This window comes from Ketobacter sp. MCCC 1A13808, assembly GCF_009746715.1.
GTDB lineage: Bacteria > Pseudomonadota > Gammaproteobacteria > Pseudomonadales > Ketobacteraceae > Ketobacter.
In genome coordinates this window covers 59546-71014 of the sequence record NZ_VRKW01000008.1, presented here as the reverse complement: position 1 = coordinate 71014, position 11469 = coordinate 59546, and the positions used below count along the sequence as shown (strand labels likewise).

10 protein-coding genes are annotated in these 11469 nt (G+C 52.1%); 4 read left to right on the top strand and 6 right to left on the bottom strand.

Annotation, left to right across the window (positions count from 1 at the left end; translation table 11 throughout):
* Positions 1 to 20: 20 nt before the first annotated feature.
* The 6 genes from FT643_RS15075 to FT643_RS15050 form a co-directional block, all read right to left on the bottom strand.
* On the bottom strand, positions 21 to 752 hold the full coding sequence (locus tag FT643_RS15075; RefSeq protein WP_198043582.1) for a DUF2889 domain-containing protein: 732 nt from the start codon (positions 750 to 752) through the stop codon (positions 21 to 23).
* 7 nt (positions 753 to 759) lie between these two features.
* Positions 760 to 1938 carry a thiolase family protein gene (locus FT643_RS15070; RefSeq protein ID WP_198043581.1) on the bottom strand — a complete coding sequence of 393 codons (1179 nt, stop codon included), beginning with the start codon at positions 1936 to 1938 and terminating at the stop codon, positions 760 to 762.
* On the bottom strand, positions 1935 to 2333 hold the full coding sequence (locus tag FT643_RS15065) for a Zn-ribbon domain-containing OB-fold protein (RefSeq protein ID WP_156872245.1): 399 nt from the start codon (positions 2331 to 2333) through the stop codon (positions 1935 to 1937). The genes FT643_RS15070 and FT643_RS15065 overlap by 4 nt, the downstream gene beginning before the upstream one ends.
* 229 nt (positions 2334 to 2562) lie before the next feature.
* Positions 2563 to 3603, bottom strand: a complete 1041-nt coding sequence (locus FT643_RS15060; protein ID WP_156872244.1) for an acyl-CoA dehydrogenase family protein — start codon at positions 3601 to 3603, stop codon at positions 2563 to 2565.
* A complete protein-coding gene (locus FT643_RS15055; RefSeq protein ID WP_156872243.1) occupies positions 3600 to 4805 on the bottom strand; it encodes an acyl-CoA dehydrogenase family protein in 1206 nt (401 codons plus the stop codon). The genes FT643_RS15060 and FT643_RS15055 overlap by 4 nt, the downstream gene beginning before the upstream one ends.
* Before the next feature lie 48 nt (positions 4806 to 4853).
* Complete coding sequence (locus tag FT643_RS15050) at positions 4854 to 5765, bottom strand: SDR family oxidoreductase (RefSeq protein WP_156872242.1); 912 nt, start codon at positions 5763 to 5765, stop codon at positions 4854 to 4856.
* 460 nt (positions 5766 to 6225) lie between these two features.
* Here FT643_RS15050 and FT643_RS15045 point away from each other — a divergent pair, with 460 nt between their 5' ends.
* Genes FT643_RS15045 through FT643_RS15030 form a run of 4 tightly spaced genes read left to right on the top strand, consistent with a single transcriptional unit; the run spans position 6226 to position 11395 of the window.
* Positions 6226 to 8463: an acyl-CoA dehydrogenase family protein gene (locus FT643_RS15045; RefSeq protein ID WP_156872241.1), complete on the top strand. Its 2238-nt coding sequence runs from the start codon at positions 6226 to 6228 to the stop codon at positions 8461 to 8463.
* 40 nt (positions 8464 to 8503) lie between these two features.
* A complete protein-coding gene (locus tag FT643_RS15040; protein WP_156872240.1) occupies positions 8504 to 9640 on the top strand; it encodes an acyl-CoA dehydrogenase family protein in 1137 nt (378 codons plus the stop codon).
* The gene (locus FT643_RS15035; RefSeq protein WP_156872239.1) at positions 9640 to 10575 is read left to right on the top strand and encodes an acyl-CoA dehydrogenase family protein; all 936 of its coding nucleotides are present in this window, start codon (positions 9640 to 9642) and stop codon (positions 10573 to 10575) included. The genes FT643_RS15040 and FT643_RS15035 overlap by 1 nt, the downstream gene beginning before the upstream one ends.
* Entirely contained in the window at positions 10568 to 11395 is an 828-nt protein-coding gene (locus tag FT643_RS15030) for an enoyl-CoA hydratase/isomerase family protein (RefSeq protein ID WP_156872238.1), read from the top strand. Before FT643_RS15035 ends, FT643_RS15030 begins: the two co-directional genes overlap by 8 nt.
* The last annotated feature ends 74 nt before the right edge of the window (positions 11396 to 11469 follow it).

Sequence of the window (11469 nt, the reverse complement as noted above, 5' to 3'; positions counted from 1 at the left end):
TAACTCTGTTGTTTTTAAACTTATCGTTGTTCAACAACCGGCTTATATTTGTCTAGCGGTTGTTCAGTCCTTTGGTTAGTCGTTTGACTAAAATCCAGTATTTCACCAATCCGTTTTGCCTTTATCGCCATTTCAGGCTGAAAGGAGTAACAGTTCGGTGGCATTTTAGTGGCATCCGATTGCTGTTCTATCGGAATACTACGGCCGTTAGCCAACATATTTCCCCACTGCAGCAGGCGGGCTGGTTCCTGTAAACCCGGCTCCAGCGTGTCGATCCACGAGCGCAACTTATCAAGCCTGATACCAGCTGCTGCGTCAGGTTTTACCAAATGGAAGCCGGATTCCGTCCACTTCAGTAGCGTTTCTCCGTTCTTTCTTATTTCAGCGACGCGCTCATTATCAATGGCATCGGAAACCTGAATATCATAGATCGTTTGTGCACCATCTTGAGCATGAGCGGCAGCGAGCATCGCCATATCGTATAAATGGGTACAGTTCGCTTTTTTGTCACCACGCTCTGCAAATTGTTTCAAAGGTAAACCGGTGAAAGTCTGCATCAGCATGTGCTCCGCTCCAGGACAGGTAGACCATGGTGCACGGCGCATATCGGGCTCTATTCGAATGGCGTTGCCGCCACTGTGGTGAACGATCACACTCATGCAGTGAAAATCGTCCTCCACCTCAGCTTGAACCGCCCCTTGTGAGGGCGTCAGCCGGATACGGCGCCAGAACCCGGTTAGTTGCTCCGGCACAGCGAACTCAGTCCCGCGCGAGAAGCAGCGCTGTTGCCAGCGGTCCGCCTCCCGAGGTGGCGATGGCCACTTTCGGATCACCTTTGATCTGGCGATCACCGCCCAACCCGCGTAATTGAACTACCGCTTCATGGGCAAATCCAAAGCCATGTAAACGTCCACCGGCGATCTGGCCACCGAACGTGTTCATGGGTAATTCTCCATCCAGCGCAATCCGCTGTCCGCCTTCAATAAAGCGACCGCCTTCCCCTACCTCGCAGAAACCCAAAGCTTCAAGCCAGGTCAGGGCAAGAAAACTGAAACCGTCATAAAGTTGTGCGGTGTCCACATCGGCAGGCTTGTAATCAGTGCGCTTCCACAAATCCCGCCCTGTCGCGTAGGAAGCCATCCACTCCGCCTGATCCCAACTGTGGCGATCAACGCTGCCGGCCATAGCCGCTATGCGGACTGGTGTACAGGTGACCTCGTCAAGCGCGTCGCCTGCAGAAACGATTAAAACAGTGGACGCGTCAGTGAACCGGTCGCAATCCATCAAACACAGTGGCTCTGCTACTAGGCGTGCCGCCATATACTCGTCCATTGTTAACGGCTTTTGGATCAGGGCACGGGGATTGAGCATTGCATTCGCGCGATCCGTTAATGCGATTTGCGCAAGTTGTTCACGGGTCATGCCGTATTTCTTGACGTGGCGCATGGCGTACTGGGCAAACCAGGTTGCCGGTGATAACGCATTAAAGGGCGCGGTCCACTGGGAATGACTTTCCACGCGGTCACGCCGTGGCATGGGAAATTCATCCGGGCGTGCCATCGCTGCAGCTTCGTATACAGTTCGATAGCATATGATATGGCGCGCCTGACCGGCACGAATGGCTCCGACTGCAGCAACAACTGCCCCTAATTGCGAGGTGATTTCGCCACCACCGGCATACCAGGTGGCTTTGATACCCAGAGCGTCGATCAGCTCGTCAGCCCCGATGGGTGAGAATCCCAACATTTGAGGAACACGACCCGGATAAGTAGAAACCCCGTCTATCTGGCTGATGGACAAGCCTGCTTCTTCAAGCGCTTCTTTTACTGCATCCAGGGTAAGTAGTAACGGGTGGCGTTCCAGGTTTTGCCCAATTTGAGACTGCCCGATTCCAGTTATATAGGCTTCTGCATCTTTTTTCATAGCTTGTTTATTCATGGGTCTGTCTTTTCAAATAGAGGCAGAAAAATGTCATCCTGCTGCTCGAATTTAACCTTAACGCGGTCTCCAATATCGACCTCGTCAACTTCACATCCCACGATGTTGGTGGTCAGATACACACCTGGAGCCTCATCCAACGCAACTCGCGCGATCACGAACGGAACCTCCATTTTTGGATGCCATTTCTGATGGTTTATGGTGAATGTATCCACCCGCCCAGCGCCACTAACGACTTTTGGTGCGACCTGCTCTGACAGGCAATGACGACAAACCGGCCGGGGCGGATGGGTAAACTCCCCGCAATCGCTGCAGCAGTAGATGCGTAGCTCGCCTTGCTCTCCGCCGGTCCAAAAATCGCGATTTATCGAGTCCAGCTTTGGTAACGGTCGCATTACTCAAACATCCTCACTGCATTGCTATCAGTAAACCATCTGCAAATGGCATCTGTTCTGCCTTGCTTATTCTTGGCAATCACAAAAATCTCCTGACTGTTTTACTCTTAATGCACACCACTGGTGATTACTATAAAGCATGCATCCGGGATAGTCCACCGGCTTCTGGCTAAGGGTTTATGCTCTAAAAAACAATAGGTTATAGTCTCTGCCCCTGGCGCAACCCAGGTTAAAAGGCAGATTTTGATAATAGGTCTTGGGCGATTTGATCAGCGTATGCATTGCCGGACCCGCTCAATTGCTCACTCAGCAGCGCGCGCTTCAAAAACAAATGGCAAGGGTGCTCGTCTGCCATGCCGATACCGCCATGCAACTGCAAACAATCCTCAGCCACGCTCGCAAACATCGTTGTAGAGAATAATTTAGCGCTTTTCGCTTTTAGTTCCGCATCACTGGAATGCAGCTGATCGCCGACTTTACGTAATGAGTCAAACAACATGGCTTCTGCCGCGACGATGGACGCTTTGCTGTCTGCACACCGGTGTTTAAGTGCTTGAAACATGGCTAAAGGTCGCTTGAACTGCACCCGGGTCTGTAGATGATCAACGGTCATCTCTAGCAGCGCCGCTGCACTCCCGATGGCATCAGCGGAAAGTGCAAAATCGCGCTGAGCCAGCAGTCGCTTGATCAGGCTACGTGCCTTATCACCTTGTGCAAGCCTCGTTTGAGCAGCCAGTTTCACACCCGTTAGCCGCACGTTGAACAGGCGCCGGGTCTGATCCCAGGTCGGCTTTGCGACGATCTCGATTCCGGGCTGGTCCAGCGCGACCAGAAGCACTGCTTCGCCATCGGCGGTGCCAATCAAAATGTGGTCTGCGTTGTCCGCGGATTGAACACCGACGGCAACTCCGTTGAGGTTGCTTCCGTCGCTGCGAACAACGCAATCGGAGAGAGGGGCAGTAATAAAATCGCCACTAAAAATACGCTCCAGCCAAGCTTCGCGATCGGAGAGGTCCGAGTGGCAAATGGCGTCTATTGCGAGCATCGCGGGTAGGTAGGGCGCACAGCAAAGTCCGCGACCGAGCTCCGAGTGCAAGGTCACCGCACCTTCAATGCCGGAACCGAGTCCCGATAACTCTTCCGGGACTGATACCATCAACCAGCCCAATTCGACTATCCGGGTCCAGGTGTCACTTTCGGCGGTCGCGACGCCAGCCCCATCGATAACCCGCCTGACGGAGTCCTGCAGTTCTGCTAATTCAACATTCATGATTTGCCCTCCGTCACCTGCCAGCTTTTGGGTTCGCGTGGCATACCCAACATTCTTTCCGAGATAATATTGCGCTGAATCTCGTTACTACCACCGGCTATCGACCAGTTGTAAGAGTTCATAAAATCCAGTGTCCAATTACCGGTTTCCTGGGTAGCACCACGCATAAAACCGGAATGGTATTGCCCTTCCAGCCCGTTTATACGAACACCAAGTGCGGCAAACTCACGCAGGGTTTTAGCGTAAACTAATTTCACAATAGACGCGTCACCCACCTGTTCCGTGTCAGAGATGCGTTTCATTAAATATTGATCCGCAAGTGCACAGGCAGCATCGACATTGACTATCAGCTTGCCCAAATCCCGCTGTAAGACCGGATCTTCACGGCAGCCGCGATCGTGCATTGTTTTGGTGAGCATCGGCAATGCATAGCGCATGCGCTGGGTCAGCTCAACCAGCGTTAATCCGCGTTCGGAGGCGAGGGTCGCCTGAGCCACAGCCCAACCTGCACCCTCCTCTCCCACTCGGTTTTCGATCGCCACTTCAACGTCGTCGAAAAAAATCTCTGCGAACTCATCGTCGCCGGTAATTTGTGAGATCGGGCGTACTGACACCCCTTTGGACTTCATATCCAGCAATAGATAGGTTAAGCCAGCTTGCGGTGGTCCGGAGTTATCTGTTCGAGTCAATAGCAGGCAGTAATCTGCATACTGCGCCATAGTGGACCAAGTTTTCTGTCCATTAACAATGTAATGGTCACCGCGGCGTACAGCTTTTGTTCGCAGTGATGCCAGATCCGAACCGGCATTGGGCTCGGAGAAACCCTGGCACCAGATTTCACCATTCAGAATGCCGTGCAGATATTTTTCCTGCTGTTGTTCCGTGCCACATTCAAACAGTGTGCAAGCAGCGTGATACAGAGCCACAAAAAATAGAATCAACCGTGGTGCATCAGCGCGTGCGACTTCTTCAAATATGACTTTTTGTTCTGCCAGAGAGCGGCCACCTCCATGCCAGCCTTGCGGCCAGTGCGGAGTGGCATAGCCGGCCTGGGAAAGCTTCACGAACCATTCTTTCTGCAAGGTTACGAATTGCTCTTGCTCGACATTCGTCATGGCTTCGCGCCAGCCGTCTGGAACATTGGTTTGCAACCATTCTCGCACTTCCAGTCGCAGCGACTGAATATTATCTTCTGTACTCATACAACAGCCTTATCGATTACCTGATTGGACAGACAGGTAAATTACTATTTACAACCCTGAAAGAAATCGAACGCCGGTTAACGATTCCGAAGTGGCCCAAAGTCGTCTGCCAAATTCGATATCACTTGCCAAGGGATTCATGCGCGCTTTGCCGGTTTTGCCTTTAATTTCAAACAACCCGGTGGGTCCGTAGTAATCACCACCCACCACATCGTCGGCGCTGATTGCATGAACCATCGGCTCAGCTGCGTGCACTGGCAGTGCAACAATCCAGGATTCGAGTTTTCCCTGGTACCATTTCCCAAACGCTGTTTTAGGTGTGGTGGCGCCGGTTTTGGTCCCCACATCAGTTGCAGCAAAACCAGGATGTGCACCAAGAGAAATAATGTCAGCGCCGTTTTTCTGCAGGCGACGATGTAATTCCATGGTGAAACTCGCCGTAGCAATTTTGCTGCGGGCGTACGCTTTCCAGTGGTTGAATTTTGTTTTGTCCCAATTGGGATCTTCAAAATCAAATTTACCGAAACGGTGGGCTAAGCTACCTATATTGATGATTCTTGTCGGAGCCCTTTTATTGAAATAGGGCAGCAGCCTTCCGGTTAGTGCAAAAGGGCCCAGATAATTGGTCGCAAGGTGAAGTTCGTGACCCATGCTATTACGGGACAGCATCGGGGTCACAATACCTGCGTTATTAACTAGAATATCCAACTCTCCGATTTGCTCTGCAAAACTTTTCACAAAATCCTCGACGGAGGACAGTTCGGAGACGTCAACGGGCAGAATATCAATTTTACCTTCCGGGACCTGAGACAGTATGGTGCTGCGGGCTTTCTCTGCTTTATCCATGCTGCGGCAGGCCATCAGAACGCGGGCGCCTGTTGCGGCTAGCTTAAGCGTAGCTTCGTAGCCAATGCCCGAGTTCGCGCCCGTGATCACGACTGTTTTATTAGACAAACTCATCTGTAATAGACCTTCTTACACAATACCGCTGCAGAAATCCGGGCAGTTATTTTGACGCTTTGCGGTCACTGCAGTTTGAAAAATGCTGACGGTTTTAGTTGTATTTATTTTTCGGGGTGTTGGGGGTATTAGCGGCTTTCCCGAAACGGTATTTTTTTAGTTATAAAGCTTTTTGCCACAAATCCCACTAATAAACAACCCTGTTGACCAGTAATTGATTGGGATGCTAGCATAGATCCACTAATTTACGTCGAGTTTAAAGTAAAAAAAAGAGCCCTGAAAAACCATCCGCAACGTCTTCCGGTTCAGGCCCGTTAGCGCAAACAGCTTTGATAACTAAAGCGATTGAGCCTCCCTGCGCTATAAGACCGTCGCCCGCACAACGGTTTTGATAAGGGCATTAAGAATAATAAGTCGGGGGCACATCCCCACTGAAGCTAAATAACGGAGTCGCCTTACCATGAATTTAAATCTCTCAGACGATCAACGCATGATGCGTGAGAATTTCGCGCGCTTTCTGACTGAGGAAAGTAGCATGTCCCGCGTGCGTGCTGCTCAACCGGGCGGGTTCGATCAGCGTCTGTGGCAAGGGCTTGCGGACATGGGGGCGTTTTCAATGCGCGTTCCTGAAGCATCTGGCGGTCTGGAATTAGGTTTATTGGATGCCGCTGTGTTCATGGAAGAAGTGGGTCGTACCCTGGCTTCCGGGCCGGTTGCTGAGACCTTGGTAGCCACGCGCTTGCTGGCTTTGCTCGGCGCTGAGTCGCAGGCGGCTCTACTCGATGACGCCATGAGCGGTAAATCCGTGGTCACGATTGCTTTCCATGATATCGCCGACGAGCCCATGCAATGGGTGCCCGGTGGTGCAGTTGCAACAAAGGTTATCGCCCGCAATGGCAGCAAAATAGTGCTGGTGGACGCGGCAACCGCCGCGGTGTCTGATAGTGGAGATCGAACTGAGGAAAACCTGGCTTCAACGCCAATTGCAGAACTGCATTTGGCAGACGCAACTCAATCCACCCTATCCGGCGATGAATCCGGGCTAATTGAATTTGCCAAAGCGTTGGAAGAGTGGAAATTGCTGGCTGCGGCCGCCTTATCCGGTTTGTCGCGTGAAGCGGTCCAGTTAGCTGCGGCGTATGCATGTGAACGTGAAGCCTTTGGTCAACCCATCGGTACTTACCAAGCAATATCTCATCCGTTGGCTGATCGCATTACTGACATTGACGGTGGCAAGTATTTCGTCTGGAAAACCATTCACGATATTGCCGATGCCAAGCCCGGCGATTCTGAGGCAGCGGCCCAAGTTTCCCTTTCTGCCTGGTGGAACGCGAAAACTGCCAGCCTTGCCGTGTCCCATTCACTGCACGTTTTCGGGGGCTACGGTTTAACTACGGAATACGATATTCACCTATACAACCTGCGCGCTAAGGATTGGGCGTTAATTCTTGGTGATCCGGAACGCCTGCTGGAAGAAGCCGGTCGCCGATTATACGGTGGTGAAGTTGTGCAGCTACCGGATGTGGGCGAGGCGCATATTGATTTTGACCTGGGTGAACAGGCCAGGGAAATGGGAGCCGAACTGGATGCTTTCTTTACCAAAACCCTGACTCCGGAATTAAAAGCGAAAGCCCACTACTCATTTGACGGCTTTGACGCGGGTGTGCACCGAAAACTGGCCCAGGCTAAGCTGCTTTTTCCGGACTGGCCTGTTGAATGGGGTGGGCGAGCCGCGCCTCCTTATGCTATGAGTGCCCTCTCCCATGTTTGGGAAAAACACCAGTGGAGTCACCATGCTGTAGGCACAACTTCGATGGTGGGTACCATGTTACGCCGATTCGGTAGTGACGAGGCAAAACGCGATATTTTAAGTAAAATCGTTGCGGGCGAAGCCATCTGCAGTCTCGGCTATTCGGAACCACACTCGGGTTCAGATGTGTTCGCTGTCAAAACCCGCGCCACCCGTGACGGCGACGGCTGGCGAATCGACGGATCCAAAATGTTTACCAGCGGCGCCAATATCGCACAGTATGTTTTAATGCTGACGCGTACCAATTCCGATGTCGCCAAGCATAAAGGGCTGACCATGTTTGTCGTGCCACTGGATGCGCCCGGAATTGAAGTTCAGCCGGTTTATACTTTTCAGGAAGAACGCACCAATATTACCTACTACGAAGGAGTGAAAATTCCCGACAGCTACCGCTTAGGTGATGTGGATGCGGGTTTGAAGGTTATGGCTGCCGGTTTGGAGCTGGAACACGGCGGTGGCAGTTTTGCCGGACATCAACGGGCTATGGTGGATGCTGCTGTTGAGCTTTGCCGTGAAATCCGTTATCGCGGGCGCCCGCTGATTGAAGACCCGATTGCGCAAAAGCGTCTGGCAAAATCGATGGCCCATTTCTATCTTACCGAAATGATTTCGCGCCGATCTCTCTGGTCTTCGGTTGAAAAATTGCCCAACCTTGGTTACGGCCCGATGGCAAAAATGTTTTCTTCGGAAAAATTCATGGAGGATGCGTCCGATCTGCTGGACCTGACTGCACCCTACTCTTTGTCGAAACGTCACGGGCCTGCGGGCGAATTGAATTTGTGTTATCGCCACGCTCAGGGCACAACTATTTATGGCGGCACCAGCGAAATTCATCGCAGCATGATTGCAGAGCGGGCACTTGGCTTACCTCGAAGCCGGGCTAAATAATTCCTGCAAATAATTAAAAAATAAATAGGATCAGTTCCCGATGGAATTTGACTGGAATCAAGAACAGAAAGAGTTTCGTGCTACTGTGCGCGAATTTCTGGCGACCCACTTACCGGATAATTGGGAAAATATTGCCCACGGTCCGGGCTCGGTAGCACAGAGCGACTTTTCACGGCAATTTTGTGGGCAGTTGGCAGATGCCGGCTTGCTGGTTCCTCACTGGCCAGAGCGTTGGGGTGGAAGGGATGCTGACGCCTGGTCTGCATTTATTCTGGCGGAAGAAATGTGGGCAGCAGGTGAGCCCCGTGGCGGCCAGTATATGAATGTAAACTGGATTGGGCCAACCTTGATGCGTTTCGGTTCTGAAGCACAGCAAGAACGCTATATTACCCCGATGGCTCAAGGTCAAACAATCTGGTGCCAGGGTTTTTCAGAGCCGGAGTCGGGCTCTGATCTGGCCTCATTGCGCACAAAAGCAGAAAAGCAAGGTGATCAATTTTGTATTAACGGCCAGAAGATTTGGACCTCCTATGCCGGTGAGGCTGAAACCTGTTTTTTGTTAGCCCGAACCGGAGCAGGCAAAAATGGTATTTCGATCTTTCTGGTACCAATGGATACACCCGGCATTGATGTAGTCGAAATTCCCAGTTTGATCGGGGAAGGCGATATTCATGAAGTGTTCTTTGAAAATGTGATGGTGCCTGCCAGTGCAATGCTCGGTGCAGAAGGTCAGGCCTGGGACATCGTACGCAAAGCGTTATCGTTGGAACGAGTGGGTATTCCCCGCTTTGCCCTGGCATCCCGGGTGCTGCACCGAACGGTTGCCAAACTCAAACAATTGGATCGTTTTCACCGCGGGGCCGAGGATCAGGCCGCACGCGCTCAGGCCGCCTGTGAAGCGGCTCGCCTTTTTAGCTATGAAATTATCGATCAGCGTCAGAAAGGCATCACCGCCGGACCCGAGGCCAGTGTTGCGCGGGTAGCGACGGTCAATGCGGAACGGTCAGTAGCGGAGTTTGTAGTCGAGCATTTACCGGAGACGCTGGCGGGTGGCGATCCATTATTGCTAGCTCACCACCAACGCGGCATTGTTGCCGGAATTGCGTCCGGAGCTGCTGAAATTCAGCTTAATCTGGTTGCAACCCAATTACTGCAGCTACCCAGGGAGCCACGCTGATGGATTTTGCCCTCAATTCTGACCAGATCACTCTTAATAGCGAGCTTGATAAGCTGGCTTCAAAACACGCCACCTCCCCTACTGAGTTTCGCGGCTTTGTACTTGAAGACAAACAACTAAACCTTGAACTAGAACAAGGTGGTTTTTTCGAAGCCGCTGAAATTCCGGAGCTTGGTCCTGTATCAGCTGCCATGATGGTGGAACGTCTGGCGCGTTTACCTTATACCGCTGAAGTTGCGCTTTCCATGTTAGTGGGCCCGCAGTTAAATGGCGATTGGCCTCGACCATTCGCTGTGGTGGAAAACGGGCGGCCTGGTCGTTTTGTGGCAGATGCTGCCACGCTGATCATTCTGGATGGCGATAAGGTGGGCGTGGTCAGCGCAACCCCGGACGCGGTCGAAGCGGTGGACTCGTTGTTTGCCTATCCCATGGGACGATTGAATAAATCCGTTGTTTACACGCCACTTTCCGAAGGGGAAGCAGCAAATGTACGAAAATGGCTGCGTATTGCCCTGGCTGCTGAAGCAGCGGGATTGTTGCAGGCAGCATTGGATGCGGCCACGGAGCATTTGACATTGCGCAAACAGTTCGGGCGACCTTTAGGGAGCTTTCAGGCAATACAGCATCGCATGGCGGAATGCACCGTGCTCGCACGCGGTGTGAGATTACTGGCCATTAAAGCTGCCTGGACCGGCGATGCAGGCGATGCAGCGGTTGCCGCACTGCATGCACAGGAAAGTGCGACCCGAGTCGTTTACGATTTGCATCAATTTATGGGCGCAATGGGTATGACATTGGAGTTTCCGTTACATTTATGGACTTATCGCCTGAAAGCGCTACTGCCGGAGTTGAACGGGCGTGGTGGCCAGGCACAAGCCGTGGCTGAACACTGCTTTAAAGAGAGCGGGAATAAAAAGGAACACGTCAATGTCTGACCAAGCACCTGTGCGTCAATACAATAAACTGAGCCTCATCCGTGACGGACGGCTACTGACAATAACCATGAATCGCGCGGAATTGATGAACGCGGTTAATCTGGAAATGTTGCAGGAACTCGCTGATGTCTTTACCTACGCTGCCCAGGATATGGATTCTGATGTCGTGGTGTTGACCGGCGCAGGCCGAGCGTTTTCAGCCGGCGGCGACCTGGAACACATCGAAGGTAACGCAGCCAACCCGGAAAATTTCGAATACGAAGCCCGCTTGGCAAAGCAAATTGTTTTTTCCATGCTGGATATGGAAAAGCCGCTAATATGCCGTATGAATGGCCACGCTGTCGGCCTCGGTGCTACATTGGCATTGATGTGCGACGTAATTTTTGCTGCCGATACTGCCAAAATAGGTGACCCTCATGTCGCGCTGGGGTTGGTTGCCGGTGATGGTGGGGCTGCGATCTGGCCACAGCGCATCGGCTTTGGCCGCGCCAAAGAGTTTCTTATGACCGGGGACTTGCTGACTGCGGCCAAGGCGGAAGAAATCGGCCTGATCAATCACTGCGTGGCCGCTGAAAACCTGGATGCAGAAGTCTCTGCGTTTTGTGACCGTATGCTGAATGGAGCGACCAAGGCCATTCGCTGGACGAAAGTGTTGATCAATCAGGAATTAAAACGAATCGTGCATAATGTATTGGATACCGGATTGGCTTATGAAGGCCTCAGCGCGCATTCTGCTGATCACCGAGAGGGTGTAAGAGCATTGCAGGAGAAGCGGAAGCCCGTATTTGGACAGAAGCCTGAACCGAAATCCGGTTTGTAATAGATCGGATTTCTCTGCGCAAGGAAGTGCCGCACCAAGCAGTTCAACACAACAACGATAAGCGATACTTCACA

Bases quoted from the DNA above. Each gene is read 5' to 3' on its own strand.
- FT643_RS15070 (WP_198043581.1), bottom strand. From the start codon at position 1,938: ATGAATAAACAAGCTATGAAAAAAGATGCAGAAGCCTATATAACTGGA.
- FT643_RS15065 (WP_156872245.1), bottom strand. From the start codon at position 2,333: ATGCGACCGTTACCAAAGCTGGACTCGATAAATCGCGATTTTTGGACC.
- FT643_RS15060 (WP_156872244.1), bottom strand. From the start codon at position 3,603: ATGAATGTTGAATTAGCAGAACTGCAGGACTCCGTCAGGCGGGTTATC.
- FT643_RS15055 (WP_156872243.1), bottom strand. From the start codon at position 4,805: ATGAGTACAGAAGATAATATTCAGTCGCTGCGACTGGAAGTGCGAGAA.
- FT643_RS15050 (WP_156872242.1), bottom strand. From the start codon at position 5,765: ATGAGTTTGTCTAATAAAACAGTCGTGATCACGGGCGCGAACTCGGGC.
- FT643_RS15045 (WP_156872241.1), top strand. From the start codon at position 6,226: ATGAATTTAAATCTCTCAGACGATCAACGCATGATGCGTGAGAATTTC.
- FT643_RS15040 (WP_156872240.1), top strand. From the start codon at position 8,504: ATGGAATTTGACTGGAATCAAGAACAGAAAGAGTTTCGTGCTACTGTG.
- FT643_RS15035 (WP_156872239.1), top strand. From the start codon at position 9,640: ATGGATTTTGCCCTCAATTCTGACCAGATCACTCTTAATAGCGAGCTT.
- FT643_RS15030 (WP_156872238.1), top strand. From the start codon at position 10,568: ATGTCTGACCAAGCACCTGTGCGTCAATACAATAAACTGAGCCTCATC.